11 protein-coding genes are annotated in these 16,401 nt (G+C 69.4%); 7 read left to right on the plus strand and 4 right to left on the minus strand.

Annotated elements, in window-relative coordinates:
- Positions 1-370: 370 nt before the first annotated feature.
- On the plus strand, positions 371-2,326 hold the full coding sequence (locus ACT535_RS12025) for a sigma-54-dependent Fis family transcriptional regulator (RefSeq protein WP_476364527.1): 1,956 nt from the start codon (positions 371-373) through the stop codon (positions 2,324-2,326).
- Here the strand turns inward: ACT535_RS12025 and ACT535_RS12030 are convergent.
- From ACT535_RS12030 to ACT535_RS12040, 3 genes are read right to left on the minus strand one after another with little or no spacing between them, the layout of a single operon-like run.
- Positions 2,323-5,790, minus strand: a complete 3,468-nt coding sequence (locus ACT535_RS12030; RefSeq protein ID WP_476364528.1) for an SbcC/MukB-like Walker B domain-containing protein — start codon at positions 5,788-5,790, stop codon at positions 2,323-2,325. The two genes, ACT535_RS12025 and ACT535_RS12030, sit on opposite strands and share 4 nt — an antisense overlap.
- The gene (locus tag ACT535_RS12035) at positions 5,787-6,446 is read right to left on the minus strand and encodes a DUF4194 domain-containing protein (RefSeq protein WP_476364529.1); all 660 of its coding nucleotides are present in this window, start codon (positions 6,444-6,446) and stop codon (positions 5,787-5,789) included. The genes ACT535_RS12030 and ACT535_RS12035 overlap by 4 nt, the downstream gene beginning before the upstream one ends.
- The gene (locus ACT535_RS12040; RefSeq protein ID WP_476364530.1) at positions 6,436-7,950 is read right to left on the minus strand and encodes a Wadjet anti-phage system protein JetA family protein; all 1,515 of its coding nucleotides are present in this window, start codon (positions 7,948-7,950) and stop codon (positions 6,436-6,438) included. Before ACT535_RS12040 ends, ACT535_RS12035 begins: the two co-directional genes overlap by 11 nt.
- A gap of 309 nt (positions 7,951-8,259) precedes the next feature.
- Between ACT535_RS12040 and ACT535_RS12045 the strand changes: the two genes are divergently transcribed.
- Together ACT535_RS12045 and ACT535_RS12050 are read left to right on the plus strand one after the other, a co-directional pair.
- Positions 8,260-10,914 (plus strand): ATP-binding protein, encoded by a 2,655-nt coding sequence (locus tag ACT535_RS12045; RefSeq protein WP_476364531.1) that lies wholly within the window; start codon positions 8,260-8,262, stop codon positions 10,912-10,914.
- Entirely contained in the window at positions 10,904-12,067 is a 1,164-nt protein-coding gene (locus tag ACT535_RS12050) for a response regulator (protein ID WP_476364532.1), read from the plus strand. Before ACT535_RS12045 ends, ACT535_RS12050 begins: the two co-directional genes overlap by 11 nt.
- Positions 12,068-12,073: 6 nt before the next feature.
- On the opposite strand, the gene ACT535_RS12055 is transcribed toward ACT535_RS12050, so the two are convergent.
- Positions 12,074-12,796 carry a winged helix-turn-helix domain-containing protein gene (locus ACT535_RS12055; protein WP_476364533.1) on the minus strand — a complete coding sequence of 241 codons (723 nt, stop codon included), beginning with the start codon at positions 12,794-12,796 and terminating at the stop codon, positions 12,074-12,076.
- A 268-nt stretch (positions 12,797-13,064) separates the two neighbouring features.
- Between ACT535_RS12055 and fmdA the strand changes: the two genes are divergently transcribed.
- The 4 genes from fmdA to ACT535_RS12075 all read left to right on the plus strand — a co-directional run bounded on the left by fmdA (position 13,065) and on the right by ACT535_RS12075 (position 16,319).
- Complete coding sequence (gene fmdA, locus ACT535_RS12060) at positions 13,065-14,291, plus strand: formamidase (RefSeq protein ID WP_476364534.1); 1,227 nt, start codon at positions 13,065-13,067, stop codon at positions 14,289-14,291.
- Between the two features lie 70 nt (positions 14,292-14,361).
- Positions 14,362-14,880, plus strand: coding sequence for an AmiS/UreI family transporter (locus tag ACT535_RS12065; RefSeq protein ID WP_476325055.1), 519 nt, complete (start codon positions 14,362-14,364; stop codon positions 14,878-14,880).
- Between the two features lie 51 nt (positions 14,881-14,931).
- On the plus strand, positions 14,932-15,234 hold the full coding sequence (locus ACT535_RS12070; protein WP_168461669.1) for an FmdB family zinc ribbon protein: 303 nt from the start codon (positions 14,932-14,934) through the stop codon (positions 15,232-15,234).
- A gap of 80 nt (positions 15,235-15,314) precedes the next feature.
- The gene (locus tag ACT535_RS12075) at positions 15,315-16,319 is read left to right on the plus strand and encodes a LacI family DNA-binding transcriptional regulator (RefSeq protein ID WP_476364535.1); all 1,005 of its coding nucleotides are present in this window, start codon (positions 15,315-15,317) and stop codon (positions 16,317-16,319) included.
- Positions 16,320-16,401 lie beyond the last annotated feature (82 nt).

A 16,401-nucleotide genomic window follows, 5' to 3' on the forward strand; every position in this document is an offset into this window, starting at 1 on the left:
CAGGGAGGAAGGGCACAGACGCAGGCGCGCCCGTTCACGGCCCGCGCTGGCGGAGCGGGCCACGTTTCCTTCCCTAGCCGTGTTCTTCAGTGCCGGCTTCGCGTCGGCTTGATGGAGAGGACATCAGCAAGGGGCGGGCCAATTGCGCCCCTCGCGCCAAAGCGTTGCGCGGCAAGGCGCAGACCCCGGCGTGGGGCGCGGGCACCTGAGGCGGCGGCGCCACACCTGTGGCGCCGCGCGTGCCACACCTGTTGCAGCGTGGCCCTGGCCGTGGCCATCGAGAACCGGGCCTGCCCCTCGGAAAGGCTTGCCGGCGCTTCATTTCGGGGCAACACTCTCATTCAATAAAAAGCGATCTGGGAGGATCGTCATGCGACAGGAGCAGGTCGCGCATATCGACGAGCTTGTGCGCGCGGCGAGCGGCTTGCCCGTGCCGTCACGCGGCACGCGCGATCCGGTCATCATGACGTCCTGGCAGCGCTGCGTCAGCGAGCACAATCTTGATCCGGTGGTGTTGCGCGAGCCGTTGATCCTGCCGTCGACACAGCTGCGCGAACATCAGGACGCCATGGATGAATTCACCCACACCGCGCGCTTCGGTGTGGAGACTCTGTATCGCGACGTGGCGGGCCTCGGCTACGTGCTGCTGCTCACAGACGCCAAGGGCATCACCGTGGATTTCATCGGCGATCCCACCTTCGATTCCACCCTCATGCGCGCCGGCCTCTATCTCGGCGCCGACTGGAAGGAGCCGAGCGCGGGCACCTGCGCGGTCGGCACCTGCATCGCCACCGGCGAGGCTCTGACGGTCCACCAGACCGATCATTTCGACGCGACGCACATCCCGCTCACCTGCACGGCGGCGCCGGTGTTCGATCCCTCCGGGGCGCTCGCCGCGGTGCTCGACATCTCGGCCCTGCGCTCGCCCCAGCCGAAGGAGAGCCAGCTGCTCGCGCTCCAGCTGGTGAAGTCGGTCGCCCACAAGATCGAGACGGCGAACCTCCTCAACCGCTTCCGGGGCGAGTTCATCCTGCGCCTCGCGCCCTCTCCGGAGTTCGCCGACGTGGACCCGCCCTATGTGATGGCGGTGGACAGCTCCGGGCGGATCGTCGGCTTCAACAGCAAGGCCCGCGCGCTGCTGCGGCGTGAGCTGGAGGCCCGTCCGCCCGTCGATGCCGCGCGGCCGCTGGTGGGGCGCCGCCTCGGCGACTTCATCGAGATCATCCTCGACGACCTGCCGCGCCTCGGCCCGGCGAGCCCGGTGGCGCAACGCATGGTGCGCCTCGCCGGCACGGGCACGCCCATGTTCGCCCATTGCCAGCTGCCGGCCCGCGTCTCCCCGCGGTCCGAGGCCGCCGCGGCGCCCAGCCTGCCCGCGCCGCTCGCCGGCCTTCATGGCGGCGATCCGGCCATGGCGGCGGTGGCGGCCCGCGCGGCGCGGCTGGTGAACACGCAGATGAACCTCATCGTCTGCGGCGAGACGGGCACCGGCAAGGAATTCCTCGCCAAGGCCATTCATGCCGCCGGCGCGCGCTCCGCGCGGCCCTTTGTGGCGGTGAATTGCGCGGCGCTTCCCGAGACGCTGATCGAGGGTGAGCTGTTCGGCTACGAGGCCGGCGCCTTTACCGGCGCGGTGGCGCGGGGCCGCAAGGGGCTGGTGCTGGAGGCGGACGGCGGCACGCTCTTCCTCGACGAGATCGGCGACATGCCGCTGACGCTCCAGACCCGGCTCCTGCGCGTGCTGGCGGAGCGGGAGGTGACGCCGCTCGGCCGCACGCGTCCGGTGCCGGTGAACATCCGCGTCATCGCCGCGACCCACCGCGATCTGCTTGCGGAGGTGAATGCCGGGCGCTTCCGCGAAGACCTTTATTTCCGCCTCAGCGGCGCCGTCCTCACCCTGCCGCCGCTGCGCCGCCGCGCCGATTTCCACTGGCTGGTGGAGCGTCTGCTGGAGGCGCGGGGCAAGGCGGCGAAGACGCGCTTCAGCCTGTCGCCGGACGCGCTCGGCCTGCTGCGCGCCCATCGTTGGCCCGGCAACATCCGCGAGCTGATGAACACGCTCGATTTCGCCTGCGCCCTCGCCGTCGGCGGGACGATCCAATGGGAAGATTTGCCCGAGCGGCTGCGGGAGGCCGAAGGCCTGCCCGATGCGGCGGCCAGTTCGCCGCCCCTCTTGTCTGGGGAGGCGGATTCCGCGCGTGACCGGCTCCTCGCAGCTTTGCATGCGCGGAGCTGGAACATCTCCGCCGTCGCCCGCGACCTCGGGGTGGACCGCACCACGATCCACCGCCGCATGCGCCGCTACGGCCTCGCCCGGCGGATCTAGGCGGAAGGGCGCCTATCGCGCTCCAGAAGGTCGCCCAGCGCCGCCTCCTGCAGGTCCGCATCGCTCAGGTGCTGCGGGTTGGCGGCGCGCATCTTCGCGCGGGCATGGGGCTTGATGCGCGCCGTCTCAGCCGTGACCGTGTTGGCGTGGCGGAACACGTCGACGATGCTGTCCAGATTCTCGTAGACGATGGACCGCTTTTCGGACGGCGCCGCGATCACCACCTGCAATCCGATATGGGCGTAGAAATCCAGCAGCGTGCGCTGGTTCGGCCCGTCCATCTTGCTGAAGGCCTCGTCGAACACGGCGAGGCCGAGGCCGAGGTCGGGCCGGTCATACTGCTGGCGGGTGCCGTGGTAGATGCTCGCCAGTGCCGCGCCGATGATGACGTAGTAAGGCACCTGCCGCTCGGCCCCGCTGGCGACACCGCGCCGGCGATCGTAGCTGGTCTGCCGGCCGCTGGTGATGTCCTGCATCCTCAGGTCGAAGTCGAAATAGGTGCGGTAGTCCTGATAGGCGGAAAAATCGAGCGAGGGGTCGCCGAGCAGCCGCTCCACCTCGGCGAGGGCATCGGCATGCGCGCCGCCGCCCGATGAGGGATCGAACAGCAGATCGAGCAGCGTTTCGTTCTCCTCGCTCTCGCGGGCGAGGCGATAGAGGGCGTCGAACGCCTCCTTCGGGCGGAAGTGCAGCGAATAGATCTCGTTGTGCAGCGGGCGCGTGCGCAGCGCGCGGTTCAGCAGGTCCACCTCGGTCCGCAGCGTGTTGAAGCGCGCGTTCAGCTCGTGGACGAAGGCGGTGCGGAAGATGCGCACCACCTGCCGCGCGGCCTCCTCCGCCTGCCGGCGATACTGGATCAGCTCGTTGTTCTCCAGCGCCTCGATGCCCGAGGTCACCCACGGCTTGATGACAGTGATGACCTGGCTCGGCTGCACCACGGGCGCGCCCTCGTCGAGCAGGCGATAGCGGCCGTGGGCCTGGCGGATGTCGCTCTCGCAGGCGCGGTAGTCCTCCCGCGCCTGGTTGGCACGCTGCTCCAGCTCTCGCACGAAGGCGGCAAGCGGCATGGACCCGCGCGCGGCATAGGTCGGTCGCAGCAAGGCGAGCTGGGCGCGATTGCGCACCCGGCCGCGGAACGCGGTCCAGCGATGCCGTAGGCAGGCGCGGGAGCCGACCAGTTCGTGTCCGCCGCCGAGGGTACGCAGGGCCTCGGCCGCATCGCGCGCCAGCCCGCCGCGCCGCTCCACCAGTTCCTGCTTGTCGCGGGCCAGGGCCTGCCGCCGCGCCTTGAGGCCTTCGAGCGCCGACAGCAGCGCCGGATCGATCATGGCGGAGATGCGATCCAGCCGAAGCTGGAGCTGCGCGCGTCGATCGTCCCGCTCGGCGATGTCGATGGCGAGGCGATCAAGCCGATCGGCGGCATCCACCGGCTGAGCCAGCCCTTCAAGGCGCTTGGCGATGTCCTCGTGGAAGCGCTCGATGCCGCGGTGGGTGGCGACGAGGGCGTTCAGCTCGTCGATCTGGCGGCGCAGGCCCTGCTCCATCAGCGGCACCGCCGCCCGGCCGATCTTCATGTCGCGCGTGCGCAGCACCTCGACGACGATGCCGTTGTTGTAGGCGCCGTCGCGCATGATGGCGCGGCCGCCGGCGAGGAGGGCGGGCTGGCTCTCCGCCAGTTCCACCTGCCCGGCGCGGAAGACGATGAAGGCCATGGCCAGCGGGTCGTCGCTGGCGAGCACGCCGGCGAGGGTGCCGGGGGCTGCCTCGCGCGAAAGCGTGGCGAGCCGGCGCGTGTTGGCAACGCGGCAGCCGCGGTACAGGTCCCGCCCGGCGCGCAGGATCTCCACCGCCCGCGCGGCGTGCCCGGCATCGACGATGATGGTTTCGCGGTCGCGCCCGAAGAAGGCTTCGGCGGCCTCGCGCCAGCCCTCGTCCAGCACCTCGGCGACCTGGCACAGGGCGCGCGGGCGCATGCCCTCCCGTTCCAGCGCGGCCATGAGATGGGCGGTCGGCTCCTCCAGGCGGACACGGCCGGTGCGGGCGTGCTCCAGCCTGCGCGCCTGCTCCTGCGCCTCCGCCTCGAGCTTGCGGCGCTCGCCGATGGCCGCGTCCCGGCGCTCGATGACCTTGGCCAGCGCGGCGGCGGCCTGCGGGCGGGCGGCGTCGATCAATGCGTCCATGGCCGAGGGGTCGCGCGGCCAGGCCGGCGGCTCCAGCCCCGCGCTCTGGGCGGCCATCGCCTCCAGCGTGCGCATCAACTCCCCCAGCTTGAGGGATGCCAGCCGCTCGGCGTGGTCGATGAGGCTCACGCCCCGCGCCGTGGTGAGGAAGCGCGCCCGCAGGCGGCCGAGAACGAGCGTGCGCTCCTGTTCGAGAACCTTCAGCTCGCTGTGGACCACCGAGCGCTGGCTCGCCGCATCCTGGGCCGCGAGCTGGGACTGGAGGCTCTCGATGTCCGCTTCCAGCGCGGCGATTTCCTCATCGTGGCGCGCGATCTCGCGGTCGGCGTCGGCGCGGGCGTGCGCGATCTTCCGCTGGCGGCGCAGCCCGGCCAGCAGGCCGGCGCCGGCCTCGACGGCGGAGGCGAGGAGGGCGGTGCCACGGGCCACGTCCTCGCGCTCCAGAAGCTCTTCGAAGCGGTCCACCAGCAGCTTGATCTCGTTGAGCGCCTCCAGCCGGCGCTCCAGGTCGCGGATGTCCTTCCGGATGTCCTGGTAGCGGCCGATGGAGTCGCGCAGCTCGCCGATGTCGATGTCCTTCTTCTCCAGCAGGAACTGGTGGACGAACTGGCCGACGGACCGCATGTCCTCGAACGAGAGCGCCATGACGAAGGCGCGCACGAAGCGCTCCGGGTCGGTGTGACGCCGCCCGGTGAACAGGTGCCGCATGTAGTCGCGGATGAAGTGGCGCGCGGTGTCGGGCCGCGCAAGCTCGCTGCCGGCGGCGCTGCAGGCCTCTTCGAGGCGGCGGCGCGTGGTGGTCCATGAGGCTGCACGGATCTGTCCGGCCGCGCCCGCCGGCCCGTCGTCCAGCGGCTCCACCAGCATGTCGGTATGGATACGCACACCCGGCGCCACGTAGCGCCCGATCACCTGCGCCTCCTCCTGCGAGGAGGCCTCCACGCACAGGCCGATGCTGACCGGCGGCCGCACGCCGTCGGGGTCCTCGAACAGCAGCGCGACGTGCGTCACCGCGGCGTCGCGCAGCGTTTCACCATCGCCGAGCTGGCCCAGGCAATAGCCGCGCAAGGTGCGCTCCGAACCGCGGCTGCCGCTCTCGCCGGCGGAGCGGTTGAACCTGTAATAGCGGGCCGAACCGCCCGTCATGACCGTCTGGATGAGATCGATGAGGGTGGATTTGCCGGAGCGGTTCTTGCCGAGCACGGCCGTGTCGCCGGACAGGTCGAGGTCTTCCCGCCCGAACAGGTGCCACTGCACCAGCGAGATTCGGCTGAGCTGCATCATTCGGAGGTCTCGCCCTGCTGTTCGTCGTCCTCGTCCTCGGGTTCGGCCTCGGCAAATTCCGGCCGCGCCACGAGCTGTTCCAGCCGCTCCACCACATCGTCGCCCGCAACGGTGGCGATGAGGGCGCGGATGGTGAGGCGATAGTCCTGCAATTCGTCGTCATATTCGTCGAACCGGACGACGGCCTTGCGCGCGAGACCCTCCAGGATGGCCTTGAAGTCGCCGGCCGACAAAGCGGGCCGGCGGGCACGCGCCAACGTGTCCTGGTAGGCGTCATAGGCCTCGTTGAGCGTCGCCAGCACGCTGCCGTGCCGCTCGATATCCCCCTCCTGGATGCCTTCCTCCCACAGCCGGCGCAGGATGAGCAGGACCAGCGTGTCGTCGATCCGGAGCCGGGGCTGCCCGGCCTGCTCGATGTCCGGCAGGATGCCGGCCCAGCCTTCCGATTCCCGCACGACGAGGCGATAGCCTGCGACCTCGAAATAGTCCGCCACCAGCTTTTCCAGATCGGGCCGCAGCAGGCTTTCCATGAGCGCGGCGCCGCCGCGGTCCTCCAGGTGGAGGAATTGCTGGCGCAACAGATGGCGGATCACCCGCTGCGCGCGTTCGAGAAGGCGCGGGTCGCGGCTTTCCAGGGCCGAGAATTCAGCGAGCACGGTCCGCCTCCAGGGTGATGGCATCGTCGGTGCGGACGGCGAGGAATCCGGAGCATTCCAGCCACGCATTGTCCACCCGCAGCCCCTCCAGCGGCCGGAAGCTGAAGCTGCGCGCGAGATGCGCGCCGAGCGCCGTGCCGGCCGGGGCCTCGGCGGCGAGGACCAGCAGGCGCAGCGCCTCGAAGGCGAGGAAGTCGTCCACGGTCTCGATCGGGAACCCGTCCGCCGCCGCCTCGCCGAAGGGCGGCACGCGGCGCTCCAGGAAGCGGCTGACCTCTTCCGGCAAGACCGTCAGCCGGTCGAGATAGTCCCGCTCGAGCCTCTTCCTCAATTCGCGCAGCGGGTCGGGCGGCGGCAGCGCGATGGCGCCGCCGACCACCGGCGCGCGGGCCGCCCGGGGCCGGGCGAGCAGGAGCGGGGAGAGCGGCCGCGACATGGGCTCCAGCGGTCCGGCCACGGTGAGGGCCTCCGGCTCCCGCGCGCGCAACGCGTCGAGCCGCAGCAAAAGGGCCTCACTGCGGGCGAGAAACCCGCCCGTGCGGCGCCCGGCGTAGCGCACCGTGTTGCGCAGGCGCGTCTCCAGCCGCCCGCGATGCTGCTGGATGCGGTCGAACACATCGTCGATGCGCTCGAACACCCGGCGGATGGTGGCGAGATCGTCGAACACCATGTCGCGCGCGCCGGCTTGATCGGCGGCAAGGTGGGCATCGAGATAGGCCTGTGCGACGACGCCGACGTCGCCCGCCGATTCCTCCACCGCGTCCAGCCGCGCCAGAATCCGGTGGCGGTAGCGGTAGGGGTGGGCAGTGGTGTTGATGGCGGTATAGTCCTGCAGGAGGATCCGCTCGACGAAATCCTCGAAATAGAAGCGCAGGCGTTCCCCCACGCTGTCGCTTGTCAGGATCTGCCGGTCGATCTCGCGCAGCGCGGAAAGCACGGAGCGCAGGTAGCGGCCGAACGATGCGGAATCGCGCGCGGCCTTGTGGAGCCCGAGGGCATTCTCGCGGGCGTCGGCCTCCAGGGCGTCGAGCCCGTTCTTGACCTGCACCACGAGGCCGCCGAGCTGGTCGGACACGCCTTCGCGCAGCGTACAGAGGAACTCCGCGAGCCGCAGGGCCGCCGCCGGCATGTCCAGCGTGACCTTGAGGCCGTAACGCGTCTCCTCCAGCCAGCCGGTGGCGATCAGCCGGTGGTAGATGTGGCGCGCCCGCCCCATGGCGTCGCTGGTGGCCTCGGCATGGGCCGCATCCAGCCCGCGCCGGCGCAGGCGGCCGCGGCGGCCGACCACCTGGTCGAGCACCACCGGCTCCTCGTCGTCGCGCCAGAGGGCGGGGTTCTCGCGGAGCTGCTCGTAGATGAGGGCGAGGATGTCCGACTGGGCCGGAAAATTGAGATCGGACCGGAAGAACGCGCGATAGATGCGATCGACCATGATCTCGTAGATGGCGCGGTTCGAGCCCGAGAAGATGGTGAAGATATCCGCGTTCAGTTGACCAAACAGCATTCCAGGGCGCCTCTTCCGGCCATCGATCGAACGGTTGAGTTCCGCTTGCGGTCCCGCGCGGGCGGCTCAGGTTTCGGCGGACCCGATTCTGGGCGCACCAGATTCCGGGCGGCCGGCCCTACGGGCGGATTCGGGCGCAATTCGGGATGAGGCCCATGCCGGTCGCCCCCGCGTTCCAACGCCATAACCGATACCGCGGGGGATGGCGAGGCCGGTGCCCGGCGCGGCCGGGCGGAATTTCGCCGCGGCGGGCTGGCCTCCCCGGTAGCGAACCTCTAGCCTTGGGGGCAATAACAAGGTGAAAACGCGTTGAAAACGCCCGAACTGCCCGCTTTGCGGTCCTATCATTCCTGGATCGCCAACGAGACGCTGGAGGACTATTCGCTGCGCTACACGGCGCGGTCCTTCCGGCGCTGGTCGCCCTTCGTCATTGCCAACACGGCGCTCGGCGGCATCTCCTTCCTGGCGCTGGAGACCATCGGCGGCTCGATCACCCTGAACTACGGTTTTACCAACGCAGGCCTCGCGATCCTCGTGGTGTCGGTGTTCATCTTCGTCACCAGCCTGCCCATCGCCTATTACTCCAGCAAATACGGAATCGATCTCGATCTGCTCACCCGCGGGGCGGGGTTCGGCTATATCGGCTCGACGATCACGTCGCTGATCTATGCGAGCTTCACCTTCATTTTCTTCGCCCTGGAAGGCGCCATCATGGCCCAGGCGCTGAAGCTCTACTTCGATCTGCCGCTCGTGCTCGGCTACATCCTGTCGTCCCTCGTCATCATCCCCGTCACGCTCATGGGCATCACCATGATCTCGCGGCTGCAGATGGTGACGCAGCCGCTCTGGCTCGCGATGATGGTGCTGCCCTTCGTCATGATCTGGCTGAAGGCGCCGGACGAGATCGCCACGTGGTCCCGCTTTGCCGGCCGCGACACCGGCTCGGCCGGGTTCGATGCGCTGGCCTTTGGCGCGGCGGTCAGCGTCATGTGCTCGCTGGTGGTGCAGATCGGCGAGCAGGCGGACTATCTGCGCTTCCTGCCCGAGAAGAAGGCCGCGAACCGCCTCGCCTGGTGGGGTGCGGTGGTGATGGCGGGGCCGGGCTGGATCGTCATCGGCGGGTTGAAAATCCTCGCCGGCGGGCTTCTCGCGGTGCTGGTGCTCGGCGCCGGGCTGCCCCGTCCGGCGGCGCTTGAACCCATCTACATGTATCTCGTCGCCTACCAGCACGTCTTCGACAATCCGGCGCTGGCCCTGTTCTGCGCCACGCTGTTCGTGCTGGTGTCGCAGGTGAAGATCAACGTGACCAACGCCTATGCCGGCTCGTTGGCGTGGTCGAACTTCTTCTCCCGCGTCACCCACTATCATCCCGGCCGGGTGGTGTGGCTGGTGTTCAACATCCTCATCTCGCTGCTGTTGATGCTGCTCGGCATCTTCGAGACGTTGGACGTGGTGCTGGCGGTCTATTCCAACATCGCCATGGCGTGGGTCGGCGCCATCATCGCCGACCTCCTGATACTGAAGCCGCTCAAGGTGAGCCCCGGCTTCATCGAGTTCAAGCGCGCGCACCTGCACGATTTCAATCCCGTCGGCTGCGGCGGCATGGCGGCGGGCTCGCTCGTCTCCCTCCTCGCCTTCACCGGGGTCTTCGGCCCGGCCGTTCAGGCCTATGCGGCGCCGCTCTCCTTCCTCATCGCCTTCCTCGCCGCCGTCGCCATCGGCTTCGGAACGCGCGGGCGCTATTATCTCGCCCGTCCGCCCGTCGATGGCTCGCTAGCGCAGGGGACCGGTCCGGTCCTGCGCTGCGAGATCTGCGATCACGGCTACGAGCGGGACGACATGGCCTATTGCAGCTTCTACGAGCGGCCCATCTGCTCGCTCTGCTGCAGCCTCGACGCCCACTGCCACGACGCCTGCAAGAAATCCCACCAGGACCTCGAAAGCTCTAGGTCACGCTATTTCGGCGAGGGGTTCCGACGCCGCATCGCGCCGCACATGCCCCAGCGCCTCCTCAAGGTCGGCGGCGTCCTCGTCGCCCTCACTGTGGTGACCGCGGCGCTGTTCCTGCTCACCTACCGGCTGATCGATCCGGGGGCGGAGACGCCCCATCTGGACAATGGCGGGCTGCTGCTGCGGGTGTTCCTCGCCATGCTGCCGCTGCTCGCCATCAGCGCGTGGTGGATCGTCCTGTCCAACGAGAGCCGGGAACTCGCCGAGCGCAATCTCGTCGGCTCGCTGGAGAAGCTGAACGAGACGCGGGAGGAGCTGACGCGCAGCGAGCGCCTCGCCGCCATCGGCCAATTGACGGCAACGGTGAGCCACGAACTGCGCAATCCCCTGGGAACGCTCACGACCTCCGTCGCGGTGCTGCAGCGGGCGGGCACCCTCTCCGGCGAGCGGGAGCGGGCAGAGCTGGACCGCATCCAGCGCAACGTGCGGCGCTGCGTGCGCATCATCGAGGACCTGCTCGAATTCTCCCGCCGGCCCGACGTCAGCATGGTGCCGCTGGCGCTCGATGCCTGGATTGCCGAGCAGGCATCTGACCTGCGCGCCCTGTCCGGCGTGGAACTGGTGCTGGACCTTGATTGCGATCGCATCATCGAGGCCGATGGCGAGCGGCTGCGGCAGGTGCTCGCCAATCTGGTGCAGAACGCCATGCAGGCCGTGCTGGAACGGCCCGCCGGGGCACCGCCCGGCCGCGTCGCCATCGCCACGGCGGCGGAGGGCGAGCAGGTGCGCCTCACCGTCACCGACAATGGCGTGGGCATGAGCGAGGAGGTGCGCCGGCGCCTGTTCGAGCCGCTGTTCAGCACCAAGCCGTTCGGCCTCGGCCTGGGCCTCGCGCTGGTCAAGCGCATCACCGAGCGCCACGGCGGCAGCGTTTCCATCGCCTCGCAGCCGGGCGCGGGCACGCGCGTGGACATCACTCTTCCCGCCGCACGGGAGCATGCGGATGCCTCGTAGGGCGGAGCGACGCGTCCTGATCGTGGACGACGACCAGGACTTCGCCGGCAGCCTCGCCGCGCTGCTGGAGATGGAGGGATATGTGATCGCCGTCGCCCATGACGGCGCCGGCGCGAAGGCGCGGGTGGAGGCCATGGCGACGGAGGCGCCGGGCGTCGCCCTTGTGGACATCCGCCTCGGCCGCGAGGATGGCGTGGCCCTCGCCACGGAACTCGGCCGCATCCGGCCGGACCTGCTGGTGGTGATGGTGACCGCCTATGCCTCCGTCCCCACCGCGATCCGGGCGTTGCAGGCGGGGGCCTATGACTATGTCTGCAAGCCGTTCGATCCCGATGATCTTCTCGCCACCCTCGGCCGCTGTTTCGATCGCCATGCGCTAGCCCACGAGCGGGCGCAGGCGGAGGAATTGCTGCGCCGCAGCCGGAGGCTGGAGGCCATCGGGCGGCTTTCGGCGGGCATTGCGCACGACTTCAACAACCTTCTCGCCGTGGTCGGCGGCAATCTCAAGCTGCTGCAGGAGGAGGTGCTGCGCGAGCCGCCGGGCGATCGCGCGGTGATGCGGGAACTCGTGGCGGATGCGCTCGGCGCGGTGGAGGAAGGCATCGCCGCCAGCCGCCAGTTGCTCGCTGTGGGGCGGGCGCAGCCGCTGCTGCCGCGCCTCGTGGACATCGCCCCTGTGCTCGATCTGGTGGTCCACCAGGCGAGGGCGGTGGTTGGCTCCGGCATCGCGCTTCATCGGGAGGCCGCGCCGCAGCCGTGCGCCGCCGTCGTCGATGTGCGCCAGTTGGAGGCGAGCCTCCTCAACCTCCTGCTCAACGCCCGCGACGCCCTCGAAGGGCAAGGCGTCATCCACCTCGGTGCCGAACTGCGCGAACTCGCCCCGGGCGCGCCCGAGCTTTTGGAGGACATGCCGGCCGGTGCCTATGTGGCGCTGGTGGTGGAGGATGACGGCTGCGGCATGGCGCCGGACGTGGTGGAGCGGGCGTTCCATCCCTTCTTCTCCACCAAGCCGACGGAGAGCGGCAGCGGCCTCGGCCTCGCGACGGTCTACGGCTTCGCGCGGCAGTCCGGCGGGAACCTGATCATCGAGAGCGAACCTGGTGCCGGCACCCGCGTCACGCTGCTGCTGCCGGCGGCCACGCGCGGCGCTTGAGAACCTTCAGTGCGGCGCGGGCGGGGTGAAGACATAGCCTTCCCCGCGTACGGTCTTGATGATCTGCCCGCCACCGCCGTCCTCCAGCTTGCGCCGGAGCTTGCCGACCAGCACGTCGATGCTGCGGTCGAACGGTGCCCATTGCCGATTGGCCACGAGGTCCAGCATCTGATCGCGAGTGAGCACGCGGCCGGGCCGCTCGGCAAGGGCGGCCAGCAGGCGGAATTCGTGGCTGGTCAGCGCCACGCGGGTGCCGTCCAGCCGCGTCAGCTCGCGGCGGTCGAGGTCCAGCCGGAAGACGCCGAACACCAGGTGATGGCCCGCCGGCGAGGCCGGGGCAGGGGAGGGGGTGACCGATGCGGGGGTGGCGCGGATGGTGCCGTTGGCGCGCCGCAGCAGCGCCCGCACGCGGGCGAGCAATTCGCGCGGCTCGAAAGGCTTGGTGACGTAATCGTCGGCCCCGAGTTCCAGGCACACGATCTTGTCCACTGTCTCGCACTTGGCCGAGAGCACGAGCAGCGGCATGTCCCAGCCGGCGCGTACGGCGCGGGCGAGGGAGAGTCCGTCCTCGCCGCGGGGAAAGGTGAGGTCGAGGATGATGAGATCAAAGCGCGTCGCCGCGAGCGCGTCGCGCATGGCGCTGCCGTCCAGCGCGAAATCGGCGCAGAAGCCCTCCCGCGCCAGGAATTTGGTGACGAAGCCGCACATCCGGCGGTCGTCGTCCACCATCAGGATTCTCGGACTGCGCGCAGCCTCGTTCATCATCCCGCCGTGCACCCTCGCGCTGAGCTTCTGCTTCGCCTCCGGATCATAACGCGGCTTGCGCGCGATGGGCGGAAGAGCCGCCGCCGCTTACAAAAATTTACATGGGGCGCCCGGCAAACGCCGAAAGCCGCTTACATGGGCTTCCTAGCCTCCGGGCAGGGTGCGGGCGTGGCGGCTTCAAGGCTGCCCGCAGAGCGGCGCGAAGGCCGCGGCACCCTCCAAGGAGGAAGCCATGGCAAAGACCGTCTTCAAGATCGATCTCAGCAAGAAGCCCGAGCAGCAGACCATCAAGACGCACAATCGCTGGCATCCGGACCTGCCCATGGTCGAGATGTTCAAGCCCGGCGACGAGTTCCGGGTCGAGTGCTACGACTGGACCGGCGGGCAGATCGGCAACAACGACAGCGCCAACGACGTGCGCGACGTGGACCTGACCAAGGTCCATTATCTCAGCGGACCGTTCGGCGTTGAAGGCGCCGAGCCGGGCGACCTGATGGTGGTGGACATCCTCGACATCGGCCCCATCGAGGGCTCCGAGTGGGGCTTCAACGGCCTGTTCGACAAGCAGAACGGCGGCGGCTTCCTCACCGAGCACTATCCCGAGGCGGTGAAGTCCTGCTGGGACTTCCACGGCATCTACACCACCTCCCGCCACGTGCCGAGGGTGCGCTATCCCGGCCTCATCCACCCCGGCCTGATCGGCTGCCTGCCCGACCACAAGCTGATGGCCGAGGCGAACCGCCGCGAGGCCGCCCTCGTCGCCACCAACCCGCAGCGCGTGCCGCCGCTTGCCGCGCTGCCCTATGCCGACACGGCCCTGATGGGGCAGATGACCGGCGCCGCCCGCGACAAGGCGGCGGCGGAAGGCTGGCGGACGGTGCCGCCCCGCGAGCACGGCGGCAATTGCGACATCAAGAACCTGTCGCGCGGCTCGCGCTGCTATTTCCCGGTCTATGTGAAGGGCGGCGGCCTCTCCATGGGCGACATCCACTTCTCCCAGGGCGACGGCGAGATCACCTTCTGCGGCGCCATCGAGATGGCCGGGTGGATCGACATCGGCGTCGGCCTCATCAAGGGCGGCATGGCGAAGTACGGGGTCATCAACCCCATCTTCAAGCCGAGCCCCATCGACCCGCACTTCGACGACTACCTCATCTTCGAGGGCATCTCGGTGGATGAGCACACCGGCGAGCAATACTATCTCGACGCCCACGTCGCCTATCGCCGCGCCTGCCTCAACGCCATCGAATATCTGAAGAAGTTCGGCTACTCGGGCGAGCAGGCCTACACCATCCTCGGCACCGCGCCGGTGGAGGGACGCATCGCCGGCATCGTGGACATTCCCAACGTGTGCGCGACGGTGGCCATCCCCACCAAGATCTTCGAATTCGACATCAACCCGAACTCCACTGGCCCCACCCGGCAGGTCTCGGGCGTCGATGTGGCCCGCGCGAGCTGAGGTCCAGGCACCATCTCCGTAACCCCTGGCGCCCCGGCCGAGCGACCGGCCGGGGCTGAGGAGATCCATCATGCTGCTTGGACTTGGCCTGCTCTATGTGGGCGCGGTGCTGGTGCTCAATGGCCTCTGGCTTCTGGGCAAGATCGAGGACCGCGAGATCATCGTCGTGAACGTGGTGTCGGGCGTGGTGACGCTCGCCATCTCGCTGTTCTGGGCCTTCAACCCGGCAGCGGATGCGGCCTCCATCAAGGGCGCCGCGCTGACGCTCCTGTTCACCGCCACCTATTTCTGGGTGGCGTACAACCGGGTGACGAAGGTGGATGGACGGGGGCTGGGCTGGTTCAGCCTGTTCGTGGCCATCACCGTGGCGCCGGTGGCGATCCAGTCGCTGCGGGGGGCGGATAGCCCCATCGGCCTCTGGATGGGATGGAACTGGGTGGGCTGGGGCCTGCTCTGGTTCTGCTACTTCGTGCTGCTGACGATGAAGCAGCCGATCCTGAAGTTCACCGGCGCCTTCACCGTGCTCATCGGCATTCTCACCGGCTGGGTGCCCGGCCTTTCGCTGCTGCAGGGCTGGCTCAACCCCTGACCTTTCATCCGGGCGGCCCGCGGGCCGCCCGTTTCTCCCCGGGAGACCACGATGCCCCTCTACACCTATGCCTGCGAGGCCTGCGGCCCCTTTGACGACTGGGGTTCCATGAGCGCGGCGGAACAGCCGGCCTGCTGCCCCAATTGCAGCGGCGAGGCCCCGCGCGAGATGGCGATGCCCCGCCTCAGCACCATGAACGGCAAGCTGCGGCGGGCCATCGACCGCTCGGAGAAGACCTCCGCCGAGCCCAAGGTCGTCAAGCGCGAGCACCTCGCCGGCTGCGGGTGCTCGCTGTGCGCCACCCGCAAGAAGCAGCCCACGCCCATCGAGCGGCGCTGGTCGCTGGGCCACTGACGCCGCCTGTCCGCCTTGCAAAGACGCCCGTGCCTGGAGGATGGTGGACACGGGAGATCTGGCGGGGGGGCTCCGGCGGAATGGCGCGGGTGACATTGGCGGATGTGGCGCGGGCGGCCGGCGTCGACATGTCGACGGCCTCCCGCGTGCTCAGGGGCGAGGCGAGCCAGCGGGTGCGGGAAGAAACGCGCGTCCGCATCCTGAAGATCGCCGAGGAGATGCAGTACCTCGCCAATCCGCTGGCCCGCGGGCTTCGCACCCAGCGCACCGACACGCTCGGAATCGTGGTGCCCCAGCTCGACAACCCGGTCTTCGCCTCCGCCATCCGCGGGGCGGAGCTGGCGGCGGCCGAGCGCGGCTACTCGCTGCTCATCTCCCACCGCGAGCCCGGCGAGACGGCGACCACCATCGCCAAGATTTCCCGCACCAACCGGGTGGACGGCCTGCTCGTCGCCAGCCTCGACGACGACGAGGTGCTGCGCACGGATCTCGCCGCCGCGCGCGTGCCCTTCGTGCTCATGAACCGCGTCCTGCCCGGCGCGCCGCTGTCCGTGGTGCTGGACAGCCGCGCCGCGGCCCGCAAGGGCGTGGAGCATCTCACCGCCCTCGGTCATCGGCGCATCGCCCACCTCGCCGGCCGTGAAGGCGGCTTCAATGCCCGCGAGCGCCTGCAGGGCTATCGCGATGGGCTGGCGGCGGCCGGCCTCGCCTTCGATGAAGCGCTGGTGGGCGTGGCGGGCTACACCGCCGAAGGCGGCACTCAGGCCATGCGGGCGCTGCTGCCGCAACACCCCACCGCGGTGCTGGCGGCCACCCTCGTCTCGGCCGCCGGCGCCATGGCGACGCTCCACGAGGCGGGCTTGCGCATCCCCGAGGACATCTCGGTCATCGGCCTGCACGACGCGCCGTTCGCGGCCATGCTCTATCCCGCCCTGACCAGTGTCGCCATGCCGACGGAGGAGATGGGCCGCGTCGCCGCCGGCCTCCTCATCCGCGCCCTCGGCGGGGAAGACCCGGCGCCGGTGGCGCCGCTGCCGCCCGGCGCCCTCGTGGTGCGCGGCTCCACCGGCCCGGCGCCTCACTGAATATCACCGCTTGACGCCCCCGGCTTTGTCTGACAGCTTTGAACAAACGATTGTTCAAGATCGAAAACGACGATGGGAGGAC

The organism is Xanthobacter sp. DMC12, assembly GCF_056314105.1.